We start from the raw sequence: 16970 nt of genomic DNA, 5'->3' as shown, positions 1-16970 counted from the left end.
AATTTTATTGCATACTCTTCATTATAACACAATTGACAGGGATTTCAACGATTTTATAACGTACTTTTGGGAAATGGCGGAGCTGGAAGCTAATCTTCTAATCTGGTTGTTGTCCGTCGTGGGCCAGCCACTTGCAGTCTGTTAAACTCATTTCGGAAAAGACCGCTTCAAAAGAAGAATCTTCTGGCGAGCAGGCATAGATTCCAAAATGGATTTTTCCACCGCCTTCATGTAAGTGGCAAATCCGCATCTGCTCAAAATGGATACCGTCTTTAGAGTTTTCAATGCAAAAATCACTGCCCCGTCGGCTCAAGCGGTAATAGGTTGACTTGACAGAAGCTGGTATTTCCTGAGTTGCCCAGTCTGAAAAGCCGTGATTGGTCACAACACTGCCCAAGTGCTGAAACTCCTCATTTTCATACTCAATCGAGCCCTTAATCCAGTTTTCCGAATCCTGATAAACCACGACACCACACTGGTCAAAGCGGGTATGACTATTGGAAAAATCTGTCTTTACTGTAAAGGAGAAATACTCTTCCTCCGTGTCCATCAAGAGCAAGGGAGCATTGTCATTAACAAAATTGTAATAGGTCTTCTGCCACAAGTCCGTATGAGCTTGGGTTGTGATTCTGATTTCCTTATCTGAAATTTGGTAATTTTCAGGTTCTCGTACCCAGTAAAAATTCTTGGTGTTCATTTGATTTCCTTTCATTTTTAGACTATTATACAGGCAAAAGAAAAAGAAGACAAGTAACTCAATCAGCTCTTTCAAGAGCAGGCTGGGGTGATTTTGGGGACTTTGCAGGCCTTGTATCGTCAAGATTAGCGGGTACTATTCCTCCAAAAAGGCTATCAAGGCTGTTGAAAAGACCTCTGCATTTTGGAAGATAGATCCGTGACCCGCATTTGGATAGATAATCAGTTGGCTGTTTTTGATTTTCTCATACATGATATAAGAGTTCTCAGTCGGAACTTGCATATCCTTGTCACCGTTGACGATCAGCGTTGGTTGCGTGATAAAGGCCATATCTTCTTGAGGATCTCTCCCCCAACGTTTGATAGCCTTCAACTGGGTCAAAAATCCTGGGACATTCATCTCCTTGTCTGCATACTCGGCTTTTCTTTCTCCCATACGACCCAGAACTTTTTCAGCTTCCAGTCGGCCTGCTTCATCGTGGTTGTAGAAGATGTAGCGTTTTGGATCCACACGCTCCAGACCAGCCTTCAGCATATAGCGGAAGGTTTTTCCTGTCACCTTATCCACTTCTACACCGCCACGAGGACCTGTCCCTGCAAGAATCAAGCGGTTAACCATTTGACTATCAAGACGAACGATTTCTTGGGCAATAAAACCACCCATAGAAAGACCGAGCAGGTTAATTTTCGTATGCCCCAAGGCCTTGATAATAGCATGAGCCTGCTCTGCCATTCCTGGAATCGAAGGAGCTACCTTGCCTTGACTGGCTCCGACACCAGGCAAATCAAGGACGATGATGTGCTCTTTTTCAGCCAGTAAGTCTAGCAATTTGGGATCCCAGTTGTCCAAGGTTGCGGCCAAATGGACCAACATGACCAAGGGCAGCTTAGACTTGCCCTTACCTAGTTCACGGTAGGCAATCTGATTGCCAGCGACAGTAATGTATTGATTTTTAATTGTGATATAAGACATAAGTACTCCTACTATTTAAAACTAAGGACAGTTTTTCCACGTGAGCGACCGTTGGCGACCTTGTCCAAGGCTGCGTTGACTTCTTCAAATGGGTAAACAGTGTCGATAGACGGTTTAATTTCTGACTTGCTGAAAATATCTGCCACTTCTTGTAGCTGTTGACCATTGCTTTCTACGAAGATGAAATGGTAGTGTACTCCGTAGCTTTCCGCCATTTTATCAAACTTGCGACCAACCAAGCCAAGCAGGATTTGTTTCCATTTTGGCAGGTTCATGCGTTTGGCAAATTCGCCATTTGGCATGGCACGGAGGGAAACCAACTGACCACCTTTTTTCATAATCGACATTTGTTTTTCAGTTTCTGCACCGCCAAGTGTGTCCAGTACATAGTCAACATTTTTAACTGTTTTAGTGTAATCTTCTGTTTTATAGTCAATAAAGCGATCTGCACCTAAAGCCAAGACACGCTCACCACTAGCACCATCTCCGTTGGTAATAACGGTCAAACCTTTAGCTTTGGCAATCGGAATGGCCATGCCACCGACACCACCAGTACCACCTGAGATGAAAATGGTCTTGCCAGCCTCTGCACCCATGAGGTCCAATGCCTGCATAATGGTCAGGGCAGTCAGGGGAACGGCAGCCGCTTCCACATCGGTCAGATAGGCAGGAACTTTGGCAAGGGCAGCAGCCTCTACCACCACATACTCGGCAAAGGCACCGATGTTGTCGAGGGGAAGACGACCAAAGACACGGTCACCAACCTCAAACTTGGTGACACTTGATCCAACTTCTGTAACCAGACCAACGATTTCATTTCCCGCTGTTTGTGGCAATTTGTAAGGGACAATCACTTTGACTTCACCACGAGAAATCATGTTGTCCAAAGGATTGACACCTGCTGCGGTCACTTTGACAAGGACTTGGTCTGGTTTGATGTTCGGTTTAGCAATGTCTGTTAGGTTTAGTGCGATATTGTTTTTGTTATAAGATGTGTGTTGTGCTGCTTTCATGGTTTACTCCTTTTATTCGTAGACTTGTATCTAATACAAGTCTAAGTTGTACTAAATAGAAACTGACTTGTGAAAGTCAGTTGGATTTTTTTGCCTTTTGATACAAGTTGGCAATAACCTGGGCCAAGCTTTCTTGGGATAATCTATCCTGCAAATCCTGCTCAATGGTCGCAAAGATTGGCTGGACAGCTCCTGCAATGTGCCGACCAACTGGGCAGGCTTGATTAGCATGTTGGTGCTGTTGAAAGAGCTGGATATGCGTGACTTCCTGGGTAGCATAGTAGATGTCCAGAAGGCTGATGTCCGCCGGACTCTTGCTCAACTCATAGCCAGCCTTGCCCTGCTGGGACTGGATGATGCCTGCATTCTTCAAGAGAGCGATGACCTTGCGGATATAACTGGCATTGGTACCGACGCTGGTTGCCAAGGCCTGCGACGTCATGACGTCACTACTCTCGCTAATCATCGTCAAGATATGCAAAGCTACTGAAAATTTGGTATCCATGGAAATCCTCCTTTTGAACTTGTATCAACCACAAGAACAAGTTTAGCAAAAAGAAATCCACTTGGCAAGGATTTTGTTTTCAAAAAAATCACAACCGCTTGGCTGTGACTAATTTTTCCGTATCTGATCTTCCTGATAAGCCGCACGAGCACCACCAATCAGTTTGGGGCGGCTGGCAAGGGCGGTGACATGGGCCTGACCAATCTCACGCAGACTGGGCCTGACGGGCACTTGGACGTGTTTGATGTGCATGCCGATAGCTGTGTCGCCGATGTCTACACCAGCCTGTGCGGTGATAAACTCGACTTCCACCGGGTCCTTCATATACTTGAAGGCAGCCAACTGACCGGAGCCACCTGCATGAAGAGTGGGTAAGACATTGACTATTTCCAAGTTCTTCTGGATTGCTAATTCACGCTCCACCACCAAGGCACGATTGAGGTGCTCACAGCCTTGGACAGCTAGATAAATACCTTTTGGCTCCATGATTTCCAAGATGGTTTCAACAACCACCTCACCAACTTCCAGACTGGAATTTTTCCCGATATGCCCTCCGATGACTTCGCTAGAGGACAATCCAAGGACAAATATCTGTCCCTTTTGAAGATTACTGAGGTCTAAAACTTCCTCGACAACTTGCTTAGTTTGGTCTTTAATTTCCTTTAATGACATGATTTACTACACCAATTCTTTCTATTGCCTGAGCCAAGACGTAACCAACTACCAAACCAACTGTGTTTTGCATGCTATTGCTTAGGACACTTTCAATGGCTTTGAGGTCATTAAAATAAAGTCGAGAAGCTAGATAATAACCTCCAACCATAGAGAGGGTCGCCAAGACTAAACCGAGAATCCGTTTCTTACCTGTCCAACCCGCAAAATAACCCTGAGCCCCGTGGAATACTAGACTAAAGAAAGCCCACTGGGGATAGCCTAGCAAGAAATCTATCAAGAGTCCTGCCAAACCGCCAACAATGGCTCCCTCTTTCTTGCCCAAGTAAAAGGCTGTAAAATATACCCCAACATCCAAGAGCGTGACAAAACCAGTTGCAGTTGGCACATAAACAAAGGCTAATACCAAGCTCAAGGCTGTTAAGATGGCTAATAATACTAATTCCTGTGTTTTTTTATTTCTCATATTGAATCACCCCATAATCATCTGATTTTTCAATCGCCGCATGGACAAAATCCTTGGACAGTCTGACTGCCTCGAAAGGTTCTCTTCCCAGCAAAAGCTGACTGGCAATGCTGGACGCAAAGGTACAGCCTGCCCCCACATTGTTTTCTGACAGCAGAGGCGACTGGAGCACCACCACTTCCTGACCGTCGTAGAAAACATCGACCGCCTCTGAGCCACCCAGACGATTACCTCCCTTGATGACCACCGCCTTGGCTCCCAAGTCATACAAGGCCACTGCCGCCTGCTTCATCTCCTCCACCGTTTTGATATCCTTTTGGAGCAATAGCTGAGCTTCTGCCAGATTAGGCGTGATGATGCTGACATAGGGAAGGAATTTCAAGAGTTCGTCCCGCAACTGGCTGACCTCAGTATCGTGCGTTTCCTTGCAGACCAAGACCGGATCCAAGACCACAGGAATCTCCTGGTGAGCCTTGATAAACTCCAAAGCCTGCTCTGCTATGTCCACCGTGGGAAGCAAGCCGATCTTAATCGCTGAAAAGGACACATCCTTCAAACTAGCTAGCTGCTGGGCAAACACCGCCGCATCTATCGGAATGACCTCAAAACCTTTTTCCGTCATGGCTGTCAAGCAAGTCACCGCCACAAACCCATGCAGGCCATGGACTGTGTAAGTGGTCAGGTCTGCATGGAGGCCGCCACCGCTGAAAATATCATTGCCCGAAAGCGCCAAAATATACTTAGTCTTCATAGATAATCTCCTTTAGATAGAGGCCATTTCCCGCCGCAGTCGGACCTGCCAAACCACGATCTTTTTCTGCCAAAATCCGCTTAATCTGCCCCACAGGCATGCGACCATTCCCAATTTTCAAGAGGGTCCCGACCATATTCCGCACCTGCTTGTACAAAAAACCGTTGCCTGAAAAGGTAAAAATCAAGAACTGCCGCCGCTGATCATACTCCATTGTCGCCGCTGTGATGGTCCGCACCTTGTCCTCCACCGAGGTCCCCGAAGCTGTAAAGCCTGTGAAGTCATGGGTCCCCACCAGATCTTGAATAGCTTCTTCTATCAAGCTCAAGTCCAAATCATAGGGATAGAAGGTCGCATAGTGCCGCATCATAGGATTCTTAGGTCGCCCAATATCCACCAAAAACTCGTAGGTCTTGCTGTGCTTGGCATAGCGGCAATGAAAATCATCTGCCACCTGCTCCACCTGGACCACATCAATATCCTCAGGGGTTTGGGTATCCAGGGCAAAGCGGAGCTTCTCCACATCTCGACTGCCAGCCAAGTCAAAGTGTATAACCTGACCGTAGGCGTGTACCCCTGCATCTGTACGACCTGCACCATGAACGGTTACAGGCTGACCACTATTCAATCTTACTAACGTTTTTTCGATTTCTTCCTGAACTGTACGGGCATGGGGCTGGCGTTGGAAACCAGAAAAGTCATGTCCGTCGTAGGAAATAATTGCCTTATATCTTGTCATGTTTTGATTGTAGCACAGGAAAAGTATGTAAACAAGTCATGAGACACCAAACTGTCCTATGACAGATTTCCTGTCTCAAAATTGACACAACCTCCCAAATACACTATAATGAAACTGAATATTGTATCTTAGAATTTTTATAAAATAATAACGAAAGGAGGAAACTATGGAACTCCATTCTCACCTCAATGCAGAAAACCAAACTGCTTTTGAACACGTCATCCAACATCTAAAAGAAAAGGGTGTACGCATTACCGAAACTAGAAAAGCAGTCGTTGCCTACATTATCGAAAGCGATGACCACCCTAGTGCTGAAATGATTTATCAAGATCTAATCCCTAACTACCCCAACATGAGTCTGGCGACTGTTTACAACAACCTCAAACTTCTATTGGAAGAAGGGTTCGTGACCGAATTGAAACGGACCAATGATAATACTACTTATTACGACTTTATGGGGCACGAGCACCTCAATGTTATTTGTGAAGTCTGTGGAAAAATTACTGATTTCATGGATGTAGAAATCCCGAGCTTGAAGAAGGAAGCTCATACCCAAACTGGTTACAAAATTACAAAAGAGGTGCTATCCATCTACGGCATTTGTCCTGATTGCCAGAACTAAAAGACGAATATCAAAGCGGCTTTCTGTCGCTTTTTTTATTTTCCTTTGAATTATCAGAACAATCTTATTTAGAATTATTATAAATAACTTGACTTTCTTTTTATAATTGTTATAATTAACTTAATTAAATGATAATTATTCTAAATAAGGAAGAGCAAATTATGACACTCGTAACCAACCTCAAACAACACAGCCACATCATCACGACCGCTCTCTGCTTGGCGCTCATTCTAATAGGTATCCTTCTGTTTCAGACTGGACAGGGATGGGCACCCATCCTCTTCATTTCAGCCTTTATCATCGGTGGCTACCAGTCTGCCAAGGAAGGCATTTCTGAGCTGATTTTCGATAAGCACCTGTCTGTCGACCTGCTCATGATTTTGGCTGCTATCGGCTCTGGTCTAATTGGCTACTGGATGGAAGGGGCTCTACTCATCTTCATCTTCTCCCTTTCTTCTACTCTGGAAGAATTAGCCATGGAAAAAAGCAAGAATGCTATTGCCGCTCTGATGAACATGACCCCTCCAACGGCTCGCAAAATCGAGGAAAATGGTGACATTACTGTCTTAGACACCGCAGCCATCCGCATTGGCAACCTCCTGCAAGTCCGCAAGGGTGACACGGTTCCACTGGATGCTACCCTCATCAGTCCCCAATCCATCTTTGACGAATCCATGATTACAGGCGAGCCGCTCCCTGCGGAGAAAATGGCTGGCGATGCTGTTATCGGCGGAACCATTAACCAAGGTCCAACTGTGACCGTACAAGTTACGGCTGAAAAAGGCGATGCCCTCTTCGATAAAATCGTCCAAATGGTCGAAAACGCCCAAGAATCCAAATCAAAAACAGCTACTTTCATTGAAAATATGGAAGATACCTATGTCAAGGTTGTTTTGGTGGTGGTACCACTCTTCATCCTCCTTGCTCATTTTGCTCTGGGCTGGGACTGGTTAACTGCCTTCTACCGTGGCATGATTCTCTTGACTATCGCTTCTCCTTGTGCCCTCGTAGCTTCTTCTTCACCCGCAACACTTTCTGCCATCAGCCGTGCGGCACGCAAGGGCATGATTATCAAGGGCGGTGACATTGCGGACAATATCGCCAATCTAGAGGCAATCGTTTTTGACAAGACGGGCACCCTAACCATTGGTAAACCTGAAGTTGTAGGTGCGACCTATCTTGGCGATGAGGAGCTTATCAAGCAGGTTGTTCAAGCAGTTGAAAAACAATCTAGCCATCCCATCGCTCAGGCTCTCATGACCTATACGGCTGACAGCTCCGCTATTGCCCTCCAAAGCCTAGAAGACGTGACCGGAAAAGGCTTGGTGGCAGGCTATCAGGACGACAGCTGGAAAATCGGTAAGGCGGGCTTTGTGGTAGATAGCTTGGTCAGTCCCCTGTCTGCGGACTTAGTTGCACAGATCGATGAGGCGGAAAGCACTGGGAAAACCCTGGTCTATGTCAGCCAAAATGATTTCCTTGTAGCGATTTTTATGGTGGAAGATAGTTTGAAACCTGAGAGCAAGCAGCTAATTGCCCAGTTGAAAGAGATGGGCGTGACGCCAATTCTCTTGACAGGTGACCAAGAAAAGACGGCTCGTTACGTGGCGAGTCAGGTCGGTATTGACCGTGTGATTGCCAACTGTCTGCCGACGGACAAGGCTGCTGTTATCCAAAAACTGCAAACCGAGTTTGCATCTGTCGGTATGGTGGGTGACGGTATCAACGATGCTCCTGCCCTGGCCCAAGCCAATGTCAGCTACGCTATGGGAAGCGGAACGGATATCGCTATGGAATCTGCCGACATCGTGCTCATGGAAGACCTGACACGGATTCCCTACTCCATTCGCCTGTCTAAGAAAATGCGGAGCATCATCAAGCAAAATATCATCTTTGCCCTGTCTGTCATCGCCCTTCTCATCATCTCTAACCTCTTCCAGTCTATCAACCTACCGCTCGGTGTGGTGGGCCACGAAGGATCAACGATTTTGGTGATTTTGAATGGGTTGAGATTACTGTATTTTAAATAGCTTCAGACCGCCAGTTGCTTGGCGGTTTTCTTATTATTCTTTTTTAAAAAAACGCTTGCATTTTAAAAATTATTGTTTTATAATAATTTTGCAGATAATATTATCATAAAACAATAATAATCGGAGGTTTGCTATGAAAACAAATCTACTCAAAACAGCAGGATTGGTTGCTGCATGTGTTCGCTTTTTCTTCTATTTTTTGATTGCTCTCTATGCCTTCTCTACATTGGCAAGTTTTAGCGGGGATTCTTTTGTAACACGTTCTTGGGAATACACCTTTAACAAACCCATTGACCAGATTGGTATCTGGCTCATCCTTTTAACAAGTGGATTGATCTTAGTTGTCTTGGCGGCACTCAGTCATATTGCCCACTTGATTCAAAAGCTATGCAAGTTGTTTCTGAAAGAAGATTATTTCGCTTCAGCTAGTCTGGAACTTTATCAGAAACTCTTCAGCAGTTTGCTCGTCCTGACTGCTGGGCAATTTTGCCTAACCAGCTTGATCGCCTTGACAAATGCTGCTGGACCAAACAACTTCCTCAATCTGCGTTGGTCAGATTTCATCCTCAATGCTCTCTTTATCTTCCTGACTTATTTTGTCTGGACCTTAGTACAAAAAGGGCTACAACTTGAAACCGAGAACAGCGAGTTTATCTGATATGGAAATGATTCGCGTAAACCTAGACAAGGTCCTTAAAGACCGACAAATGACTTCCAAGGACTTGGCGGAGCAAGTCGGCATCACCGAAGCCAATCTGTCCATTCTCAAGACAGGTAAGGCAAAAGGTATTCGTTTCAATACCCTGATGAGCATCTGCCGCATCCTAGACTGCCAACCAGGGGATATTTTGGAATATGTGAGTAGGGGTAAACACATAAAAAGAGATTAAGCAAACTGGATTTAAAATAAAAAATAGCTTAGGACCACGTCATTCAAGACGGAAATTCTAAGCTATTTTTGATTGTTCAAATTTTAATTGGAAGGATTTGCCAACCTCTTTTTAATAGGTCGCCAAGCGTTTTTCCAGCTTGAGCTGACCGAAGGCGTAGAGAGTGCAGATAGCCCAATAAATAAGGGCTACACAGATGTAAACTGTCATGTAGTCCGACTTAGCTCCGCCGACTATCTTAGCCTTATTGAAAATCTCTGGTACCGTAATCATGGCTGTCAGAGAGGTACTTTTGACCATGTCTAAGAGGACATTGCTCAGCGGTGGAAGGGCAATCCGAAAGGCTTGGGGAATGATGATTTTTCTGTAAATCACATTGGTCCGCAAGCCCAGGGAACGCGCTGCCTCCCATTGTCCCTTATCAATGGCCGAAAGAGATGCACGAATAATTTCAGAAATGTAGGCACTGGACATGGAGGTAAAGGCGATAATAGATGCGGAGATAGCATCTAGTTGTAGCCCCATGAAAGGCAATCCAAAATAGATGAAAAAGAGAAGGACCATGAGGGGAATTCCACGCATGAGAGAAATATGGGCCATAGCCAACCAACGCAAGGGTCCAAACTTAGACATCCGCATGAGGGCTACAAAAAATCCACAGAAAGTCCCCAAGGCAAAACCAATTAGGGATAGGGATAGAGTGTAGGGAAGTCCCTCTAAAATCTGTGGAATAGCCTCTCTTGCAATATCTGCATTAAAAACTGCCTGCCAGTTAATATACATATCTTCTCCTCTTTCCTAAAAACCAGATAGACCTTGCCAGTCTGTGACTGACAAAGTCTATACAAGATGCATTTAATTTGTTACAAGGTCTTATTCAACTTCGATAACTGGCAATTGGTCTGCATTTTCAACAGGAACTGTCAAATCTTGTCCTGCATAGTATTTCTCAGAAATTGCCTTCAAAGTTCCGTCAGCTTTCATCGCTTCAAGAGCTTCGTCAATTTTTTCTTTCAAGCTTGTGTCAGCCTTGCTCATGACAATACCTTGTTCAGTTGGATTGTATTTAGCCTCACCCATCTTCACTTTGATATCTGGGAAGTTGGCATTGACCCATTTGATAGCCATTACTTGTGTGTAGTAGTCGTTTGGAATGAAGTCTGTACGACCTGTTGAAACATCACGCAAGTAAACATCATTGGTTACGTTGTCATAGATAACTGGCTCTGCGCCTTGCTTTTCAGCAATTTTCATGTACTGAGTACCTGCGCCACCACCTGCTTTTTTACCAGTCCAGTCGCTCAAGTCAGCTGCTTCGATTCCTGATGAACCGTCTTCACGAACAATGTAGCCACCAACTGAATACTTGTAAGGGATAGAGAAGTTGTACTTTTCCTTACGTGCTTCTGTCATGTCAAAGTTGTTAACAGAAATATCGACCTTACCACTATCAACAGCTGTAAAGGCTTCTGCCACACCGATTTCTTGGTATTCGATTTCCAATTTCAAACGTTTACCAATTTCATTGATCATATCAATTTCATATCCGACCAATTCTTTAGCATCGTTGTAGTAAGAAGTTGGGAAAAGGGTACCTGGTGTTGCAACCTTCAAGACACCTGCTTCTTGTACTTTTTCCCATTGAGTCTGTTCAGCAGAAGAACTGCTAGTATTCGAACTTGAGCTAGAACATGCTGCCAAGGTCAAAGTAGAAACCAAGAGAGCTGAGGCCAAAACTTTTTTCAACATAAAACAATCTCCTTTGGAAGCCATAGCTTCCTTTTTACTTTTTCGGTGTTAACCCACCAACTTTTACAGGTTAACATTTTGAAAACGTTTTGGCAAATAATTGAACTGAAAAAATGGAGAAATTATGAATGCAGAAGTTCTGCTTGTTCTAACTGGTCTGCCACATAGAGTAACAAGTCTTCTCGACCTTTTGCTGCTGTGAATTGAACACCGATTGGCAGGTCTTGTGGAGTCTTATAAGTTGGCAAGCTGATAGCCGGTTGGCCGGTGATGTTTGCCTGTTGGGTAAAGGGTGTCCAGGCTAGACTATCTGCAAACATCTCCCAAATCAAGCTCTGCTGCTCTGCCATTGCCAACTCCTGCGTGTGCAACAAGCGGTCCAGCATCTCTTGCGAGTGAGTGAACTGGTCTAGCTTTGGAGCCACATCCGCCACGGTCGGCGTCAGAAGAAGGTCATAGTGCTGGTGGAAGTCCGCCATGCTGGCACTGTAACGGTCCCAATCCTGTAAGACTTTGGAATAGAGCTTGGCTGGGATGGTCTGCCCGCTCTGGTAAATAGCCCAGGTCATGACCTCCATGTCATCAGGGGTCATGGGACGACCCAGCCCCGCCTCAATCTCGTCAAACATCTGAGCTGTTTCAACACTGTTCATCAGGTAATAGGCCCGCATGACTTCTATTCCGTCCAAAACAGGACTTGTTAGCTCGATAATCTGGTGCCCCAGTGCTTCTAACTGAGGCAGAAGGGACAAGACAGCCTGTTTGGCATCAGCGGAAACCGAATTGCCAATCGGCGATTCCAGACTGTAGGCAATTTTCAGAGGTTTATCTTGTGGTGCAAAGAGACTCTGCTCAGACAGAAGAGCCAGAGGAAAGGGAGCCTCCACCTGATAGGTCTGCAAGTGATAGAGGAGGCGCTTGGTATCGCGGACCGACTTGGTCAAGGCAAAGTTGCTAGAAGCTCCCTGCCAGCCACGATAGGAGGTTGGACCAACAGGAATGCGGCCCCGACTGGGCTTAAGACCAATCAAACCATTGAAGGAGGCGGGAATACGGATAGAGCCTCCACCATCCGAAGCTGCTGCCAAAGGTACCATACCGGAAGCTACTGCCGCTGCTGCACCACCACTGGATCCACCTGCATTGCGGCTCAGATCTAGTGGCAACTTGACCGGCCCATGTAGGCTGGAGTCAGATATGTTCTTAAAACCAAACTCTGGCGTATTGGAACGGCCCAAGATGATGAAACCCAGATCCTTGAAAGCCTGAACCAACTTGTCTGTATGCCCTGCTCGGTAATTCTGGAATAGACGAGAGCCAGCTGTTGACAAGTGCCCTTCTTCATTTTGCCCCAAATCTTTCAACAAAAGAGGAATGCCGCCAAAGGCCTTATCTTGAAAATTCCCCGTTTCTGCTTCTTGCAGGGCTTGCTCGTATTGCTTGCTGACAACTGCATTGATAGCAGGATTTTCCTCTTCTATTCGTTCAATAGCTTCTACTACCAATTCTTTAGCAGAAACCTGACCTGTTCGAACAGCCAAGGCCATTTCCGTCGCATCTTTCCACATAGGCTTCTCCTTGTATTTTTTATTAGCTTATCATGAAAGTAAAAAATCAGCAAGCCACGCTTACTGATTTTGAGTATACCGATAAAAGCAATTTACAGCTCATCAAAAGCATCTTTTACCTTGTCAAAGAATCCTTTTTTATGAGGTTTGACATCAATATTTCCTGCTGCCGCAAATTCTTTTAAGGCTGAACGTTGGCGGTCATTCAGACCTGTAGGGGTAACAATGTTGACCGTCACATACTGGTCGCCAATTGCACCTCCGTTTATACTCGGTGCCCCCTTACCTTTTAATCGGAAAGTCTTACCAGTCTGTGTTCCTTCAGGAATGACCATATCCACATCACCATGAACCGTTGGTACATGAACAGTATCACCAAGAGCAGCTTGGACAAAGTTAAGATCTAATTTGTAATAAATCGTCGTCCCCTCACGTTCAAACTTGTCTGAAGCCTGAACTTGGATAATAACATAAAGATCTCCATAAGGACCACCATTAAAACCAGCCTCTCCTTGACCTGCCAGACGGATACGTTGTCCGGTTTCAATACCAGCTGGCACTTTGACAGTTACCGTATGAGCTTGTTTTTCGTGACCGGTTCCGCGACAAGTTGTACATGGATCCTTAATTTGTTTCCCACGACCATGACAGACATCACAGGTCATTTGACGGCGCATGGTACCAAGTGGTGTTTGCGTGTCCACATTAATAATCCCTGAACCGTGACAGCGTCCACAAGTTACTGGACTAGTACCAGGTTTAGCACCTGAACCCGTACAAGTCCGACAAGTCGCTTCACGGTGATAAGAAACTTCTTTCTCTGCACCGAAAATCGCCTCTTCAAACTTAAGGTTAACCCGGTATTGGAGGTCATCCCCCTGACGAGGAGCATTCGGATTGCGCGTCGCACCGCCACCACCAAAGAAGCTAGAGAAGATATCCTCAAAGCCACCGAAACCAGCTCCGTCGAAACCACCAAAGCCACCAGCTCCACCGCCGAAGCCACCATTGGCACCAGCAGGACCAAATTGGTCATAGGCAGAACGCTTCTGCGGATCACTCAAGGTTTCATAAGCCTCTTGGACTTCCTTGTATTTATCCTCCGCACCAGCCTCCTTATTGATGTCAGGGTGGTACTTCTTGGACAACTTCCGATAAGCTTTTTTTATCTCGTCCTGAGAGGCATCCTTAGAAACCCCCAGACGATCGTAAAATTCTGTGTTGTTCATAGTTTATGATACAAAAGGCGTTAAGAAAACCGTATGAAAATAGGAAACTGACGCAGTGTGTAAAACACACTAGGAAGTTTATCTTTTTCACTAGGTTTTTAGCCTGTGTTCGAATAAACGAACTTGTATTCCTTTCTTTAGAATGTTGAAAGTAGCCCGTGTTCGATTACGAACACTTTCCTTTCTGTAAAATCGAGATATGAAGTACAGTAATACCAATCCTCGCTAGAAGTTACTTAGCAAGCGTTTGGCAACTGCCCTACCTGACATTGGATTTTGCCCAGTTACAAAACGACCATCTTGTATAGCAAAAGAAGTGTAGGGAAGTTTCTTTTGAAAATCGGCTCCACGTTTTTTGACCTCAGTTTCCGTGATGAAGGGAACTTTTTTCAGTTTTCCACTTAAAATCTCTTCCCATTTGGTGAAACCAGTTATCTTCTTACCCTCGATAAGATAACGACCATCCCTAGCACGGATATTTAACAAGCCTGCAACACCGTGACAAACTGAGGAAATATATCCGCCTTGTTCATAAATAGAATTAGCAATTTCTTGCAATTCCTTGTTATCCGGAAAATCCCAAATTACACCGTGGCCACCCGTATAATAGATAGCGATGTAGTCCTCAGGTTGAACATCTTCTGGTTTAAGAGAATGTAGCAAGGCACGCTCCTTAAAATCAGCGCTTTCAGATAGTTGTAAATCTTCTTTGGAAACATAGGCCTTTTTCAGACTTCGCGGATCGATTGGAACACTTCCTCCTTTTGGACTGACATAATCCACTTCAAATCCTGCTTTGGTAACTTCATCTACAAATTCTGTCGCTTCTGCTAGCCACAGACCTGTTTTTTCTTCATCATTTTTGTATTGAGATACATTGGTCAAAACGACCAGTATTTTTTTCGTATTCATTTTACCCTATTTTCTATTTACCCAAAAACAGAGGCTGGGTTGCAACCTCTGTGATTGGAAATTTTATTGACGAATGATTTCTATTCTCGGGAAGGTGAGAATTGAGTTCGGGCTAAGAACTTCGGAAAAAAGATAACTTTCCATGTTCTAGATACTCAAAGAAATTCAAGACTAGGCTAGGCAACTGGACGAAGATTGAACTGGAGTTCATCGAGGAGAGTTAACGAAGCTTAGTAAAGAATTTCGAAGAGTACTACTTTTCAGTAAACTCGCCATCTACAACATCATCGCCTGCGTTGTTGGCTGTTTGAGCACCTTCTTGGCCTGCGGCTGCTTGTTGTGCTGCTGCAGCTTGCTCGTAGAGTTTCACTGCGAGGGCTTGGGCTTTTTCGTTGAGGTTTTCAAGTTTAGCCTTCATATCGTCCAAGTTGTTAGCTTCTTGGGCTGCTTTCAACTCGTCAAGTGCTGCTTGGGCTTGGTCGCGTTCTGCGTCGAAGCCTTTGCCTTCCGTTTCTTTCAGAGTTTTCTCAGTCGCAAAGATTGCTTGGTCAACATCGTTACGAAGATCTACTTCTTCCTTACGTTTCTTATCTGCTTCAGCGTTTGCTTCTGCATCTTTCATCATGCGGTCAATTTCTTCGTCTGTTAAACCTGAGTTGGACTGGATAACAATAGTTTGTTCTTTTTGTGTACCAAGGTCTTTGGCTTTTACAGAAACGATACCGTTCTTGTCGATGTCAAATGTTACTTCGATTTGTGGAATACCACGAGGTGCTGCTGGAATGTCTGTCAACTGGAAGCGACCAAGAGTCTTGTTGTCTGCTGCCATTGGACGCTCACCTTGAAGCACGTGGATATCAACAGCTGGCTGGTTGTCCGCCGCAGTTGAGAAGACTTGTGATTTAGAAGTTGGGATAGTTGTGTTACGGTCGATGAGTTTTGTAAATACGCCACCCATTGTTTCGATACCAAGTGACAATGGAGTTACGTCAAGGAGGACAACGTCTTTGACATCACCAGTGATGACACCACCTTGGATTGCCGCACCCATGGCAACCACTTCGTCAGGGTTTACAGATTTGTTTGGCTCTTTACCTGTTTCAGCTTTTACAGCTTCTACAACGGCTGGGATACGAGTTGAACCACCGACAAGGATAACTTCGTCGATTTCTGACAAGCTAAGTCCAGCATCTGAAAGGGCTTGACGAACAGGAACTTTTGTACGTTCTACAAGGTCGTAAGTCAATTCGTCGAATTTCGCACGTGTCAACGTCATTTCCAAGTGAAGCGGACCTGCTGCACCTGCAGTGATGAACGGCAAGCTGATTTGAGTTGATGTTACACCTGACAAATCTTTCTTCGCTTTTTCAGCCGCATCTTTCAAACGTTGAAGGGCCATCTTGTCAGCTGACAAGTCGATACCGTTTTCTTTCTTGAATTCTGCTACCATGTGGTCGATAATCTTTTGGTCAAAGTCGTCACCACCGAGCTTGTTATCACCTGCTGTTGCAAGTACGTCAAAGACACCGTCACCAAGCTCAAGGATAGATACGTCGAAAGTACCACCACCAAGGTCGAATACCAAGATTTTTTCATCTTTGTCAGTCTTGTCCAAACCGTAAGCAAGGGCTGCTGCAGTTGGTTCGTTGACGATACGTTCTACTTCAAGACCAGCGATTTTACCAGCGTCTTTGGTTGCTTGACGCTGTGCATCGTTGAAGTAAGCAGGAACAGTGATAACGGCTTTAGTTACTTTTTCACCAAGGTACTCTTCAGCGTAGCCTTTCAAGTATTGAAGAATCATAGCTGAGATTTCTTGTGGTGTGTATTCTTTGCCATTTGCTGAAACTTTTTCAGAAGTTCCCATTTTTGATTTGATAGAGATGATGGTATCTGGGTTGGTTACCGCTTGGCGTTTTGCCGCGTCACCAACGATGATTTCACCATTTTTGAAAGAAACAACAGATGGAGTTGTGCGGTTACCTTCTGGGTTTGCGATGATTTTTGATTCAGTTCCTTCAAGAACTGCAACTGCTGAGTTTGTTGTACCTAAGTCAATACCGATAATTTTAGACATGTGTGTTACCTCTTATTTTAGTTTTCTTTTATTCATTCATAGTTTACCGTCATTGCAGACGAGGTTTTTTCATAGTTT

Annotated in this window: 18 protein-coding genes; 4 read left to right on the top strand and 14 right to left on the bottom strand. The window is 44.9% G+C overall.

Annotation, left to right across the window (positions count from 1 at the left end):
- Window positions 1-97: 97 nt before the first annotated feature.
- The 8 genes from NOL38_RS08165 to truA all read right to left on the bottom strand — a co-directional run bounded on the left by NOL38_RS08165 (window position 98) and on the right by truA (window position 5815).
- The gene (locus NOL38_RS08165) at window positions 98-697 is read right to left on the bottom strand and encodes a DUF1349 domain-containing protein (protein ID WP_044674110.1); all 600 of its coding nucleotides are present in this window, start codon (window positions 695-697) and stop codon (window positions 98-100) included.
- A gap of 135 nt (window positions 698-832) precedes the next feature.
- Complete coding sequence (locus NOL38_RS08160; RefSeq protein WP_044674108.1) at window positions 833-1669, bottom strand: alpha/beta fold hydrolase; 837 nt, start codon at window positions 1667-1669, stop codon at window positions 833-835.
- A gap of 11 nt (window positions 1670-1680) precedes the next feature.
- Entirely contained in the window at window positions 1681-2682 is a 1002-nt protein-coding gene (locus tag NOL38_RS08155; RefSeq protein WP_105120412.1) for an NADP-dependent oxidoreductase, read from the bottom strand.
- Window positions 2683-2758: 76 nt separating this feature from the next.
- Window positions 2759-3187 carry an Rrf2 family transcriptional regulator gene (locus NOL38_RS08150; protein WP_024384690.1) on the bottom strand — a complete coding sequence of 143 codons (429 nt, stop codon included), beginning with the start codon at window positions 3185-3187 and terminating at the stop codon, window positions 2759-2761.
- 108 nt (window positions 3188-3295) lie between these two features.
- Window positions 3296-3859, bottom strand: a complete 564-nt coding sequence (locus tag NOL38_RS08145) for a TIGR01440 family protein (protein WP_105120413.1) — start codon at window positions 3857-3859, stop codon at window positions 3296-3298.
- On the bottom strand, window positions 3840-4325 hold the full coding sequence (locus tag NOL38_RS08140) for an ECF transporter S component (protein ID WP_105120414.1): 486 nt from the start codon (window positions 4323-4325) through the stop codon (window positions 3840-3842). Before NOL38_RS08140 ends, NOL38_RS08145 begins: the two co-directional genes overlap by 20 nt.
- Window positions 4315-5076, bottom strand: a complete 762-nt coding sequence (locus tag NOL38_RS08135; protein ID WP_105255977.1) for a bifunctional hydroxymethylpyrimidine kinase/phosphomethylpyrimidine kinase — start codon at window positions 5074-5076, stop codon at window positions 4315-4317. The genes NOL38_RS08140 and NOL38_RS08135 overlap by 11 nt, the downstream gene beginning before the upstream one ends.
- Window positions 5066-5815: a tRNA pseudouridine(38-40) synthase TruA gene (gene truA / locus NOL38_RS08130; RefSeq protein WP_105157519.1), complete on the bottom strand. Its 750-nt coding sequence runs from the start codon at window positions 5813-5815 to the stop codon at window positions 5066-5068. Before truA ends, NOL38_RS08135 begins: the two co-directional genes overlap by 11 nt.
- Before the next feature lie 166 nt (window positions 5816-5981).
- On the opposite strand from truA, the gene NOL38_RS08125 reads away from it, so the two are divergent.
- The 4 genes from NOL38_RS08125 to NOL38_RS08110 all read left to right on the top strand — a co-directional run bounded on the left by NOL38_RS08125 (window position 5982) and on the right by NOL38_RS08110 (window position 9357).
- Window positions 5982-6437 carry a Fur family transcriptional regulator gene (locus NOL38_RS08125; protein ID WP_172069713.1) on the top strand — a complete coding sequence of 152 codons (456 nt, stop codon included), beginning with the start codon at window positions 5982-5984 and terminating at the stop codon, window positions 6435-6437.
- 161 nt (window positions 6438-6598) lie between these two features.
- Complete coding sequence (locus tag NOL38_RS08120; RefSeq protein WP_277941891.1) at window positions 6599-8467, top strand: heavy metal translocating P-type ATPase; 1869 nt, start codon at window positions 6599-6601, stop codon at window positions 8465-8467.
- 133 nt (window positions 8468-8600) lie between these two features.
- Window positions 8601-9125, top strand: coding sequence for a hypothetical protein (locus NOL38_RS08115; protein ID WP_277941889.1), 525 nt, complete (start codon window positions 8601-8603; stop codon window positions 9123-9125).
- Window position 9126: 1 nt separating this feature from the next.
- The gene (locus NOL38_RS08110; protein ID WP_248018412.1) at window positions 9127-9357 is read left to right on the top strand and encodes a helix-turn-helix domain-containing protein; all 231 of its coding nucleotides are present in this window, start codon (window positions 9127-9129) and stop codon (window positions 9355-9357) included.
- 111 nt (window positions 9358-9468) lie between these two features.
- On the opposite strand, the gene NOL38_RS08105 is transcribed toward NOL38_RS08110, so the two are convergent.
- From NOL38_RS08105 to dnaK, 6 genes are all read right to left on the bottom strand, one after another.
- On the bottom strand, window positions 9469-10140 hold the full coding sequence (locus tag NOL38_RS08105; protein WP_248018411.1) for an amino acid ABC transporter permease: 672 nt from the start codon (window positions 10138-10140) through the stop codon (window positions 9469-9471).
- Between the two features lie 90 nt (window positions 10141-10230).
- Window positions 10231-11106, bottom strand: a complete 876-nt coding sequence (locus NOL38_RS08100; protein WP_044687355.1) for a transporter substrate-binding domain-containing protein — start codon at window positions 11104-11106, stop codon at window positions 10231-10233.
- A gap of 122 nt (window positions 11107-11228) precedes the next feature.
- On the bottom strand, window positions 11229-12674 hold the full coding sequence (locus NOL38_RS08095; protein WP_277941888.1) for an amidase: 1446 nt from the start codon (window positions 12672-12674) through the stop codon (window positions 11229-11231).
- Window positions 12675-12766: 92 nt separating this feature from the next.
- On the bottom strand, window positions 12767-13903 hold the full coding sequence (gene dnaJ / locus NOL38_RS08090) for a molecular chaperone DnaJ (RefSeq protein ID WP_277941887.1): 1137 nt from the start codon (window positions 13901-13903) through the stop codon (window positions 12767-12769).
- A gap of 225 nt (window positions 13904-14128) precedes the next feature.
- Window positions 14129-14815 (bottom strand): type 1 glutamine amidotransferase domain-containing protein, encoded by a 687-nt coding sequence (locus NOL38_RS08085; protein WP_172004243.1) that lies wholly within the window; start codon window positions 14813-14815, stop codon window positions 14129-14131.
- Window positions 14816-15068: 253 nt separating this feature from the next.
- Window positions 15069-16892, bottom strand: coding sequence for a molecular chaperone DnaK (gene dnaK / locus NOL38_RS08080; RefSeq protein WP_002943084.1), 1824 nt, complete (start codon window positions 16890-16892; stop codon window positions 15069-15071).
- Window positions 16893-16970: the final 78 nt, after the last annotated feature.

Origin of the sequence: Streptococcus suis, from assembly GCF_029616525.1 — a bacterium.
Lineage (GTDB): Bacteria > Bacillota > Bacilli > Lactobacillales > Streptococcaceae > Streptococcus > Streptococcus suis_AF.
The sequence above is the reverse complement of the archived record's forward strand: the minus strand, read 5'-3'. Positions and strand labels throughout refer to the sequence as shown.

Bases quoted from the DNA above. Each gene is read 5' to 3' on its own strand.
- truA (WP_105157519.1), bottom strand. From the start codon at position 5,815: ATGACAAGATATAAGGCAATTATTTCCTACGACGGACATGACTTTTCT.
- NOL38_RS08145 (WP_105120413.1), bottom strand. From the start codon at position 3,859: ATGTCATTAAAGGAAATTAAAGACCAAACTAAGCAAGTTGTCGAGGAA.
- NOL38_RS08135 (WP_105255977.1), bottom strand. From the start codon at position 5,076: ATGAAGACTAAGTATATTTTGGCGCTTTCGGGCAATGATATTTTCAGC.
- NOL38_RS08095 (WP_277941888.1), bottom strand. From the start codon at position 12,674: ATGTGGAAAGATGCGACGGAAATGGCCTTGGCTGTTCGAACAGGTCAG.
- NOL38_RS08150 (WP_024384690.1), bottom strand. From the start codon at position 3,187: ATGGATACCAAATTTTCAGTAGCTTTGCATATCTTGACGATGATTAGC.
- NOL38_RS08115 (WP_277941889.1), top strand. From the start codon at position 8,601: ATGAAAACAAATCTACTCAAAACAGCAGGATTGGTTGCTGCATGTGTT.
- NOL38_RS08160 (WP_044674108.1), bottom strand. From the start codon at position 1,669: ATGTCTTATATCACAATTAAAAATCAATACATTACTGTCGCTGGCAAT.
- NOL38_RS08110 (WP_248018412.1), top strand. From the start codon at position 9,127: ATGGAAATGATTCGCGTAAACCTAGACAAGGTCCTTAAAGACCGACAA.
- NOL38_RS08140 (WP_105120414.1), bottom strand. From the start codon at position 4,325: ATGAGAAATAAAAAAACACAGGAATTAGTATTATTAGCCATCTTAACA.
- NOL38_RS08155 (WP_105120412.1), bottom strand. From the start codon at position 2,682: ATGAAAGCAGCACAACACACATCTTATAACAAAAACAATATCGCACTA.
- NOL38_RS08100 (WP_044687355.1), bottom strand. From the start codon at position 11,106: ATGTTGAAAAAAGTTTTGGCCTCAGCTCTCTTGGTTTCTACTTTGACC.
- NOL38_RS08125 (WP_172069713.1), top strand. From the start codon at position 5,982: ATGGAACTCCATTCTCACCTCAATGCAGAAAACCAAACTGCTTTTGAA.
- dnaK (WP_002943084.1), bottom strand. From the start codon at position 16,892: ATGTCTAAAATTATCGGTATTGACTTAGGTACAACAAACTCAGCAGTT.
- NOL38_RS08165 (WP_044674110.1), bottom strand. From the start codon at position 697: ATGAACACCAAGAATTTTTACTGGGTACGAGAACCTGAAAATTACCAA.
- NOL38_RS08120 (WP_277941891.1), top strand. From the start codon at position 6,599: ATGACACTCGTAACCAACCTCAAACAACACAGCCACATCATCACGACC.
- NOL38_RS08085 (WP_172004243.1), bottom strand. From the start codon at position 14,815: ATGAATACGAAAAAAATACTGGTCGTTTTGACCAATGTATCTCAATAC.
- NOL38_RS08105 (WP_248018411.1), bottom strand. From the start codon at position 10,140: ATGTATATTAACTGGCAGGCAGTTTTTAATGCAGATATTGCAAGAGAG.
- dnaJ (WP_277941887.1), bottom strand. From the start codon at position 13,903: ATGAACAACACAGAATTTTACGATCGTCTGGGGGTTTCTAAGGATGCC.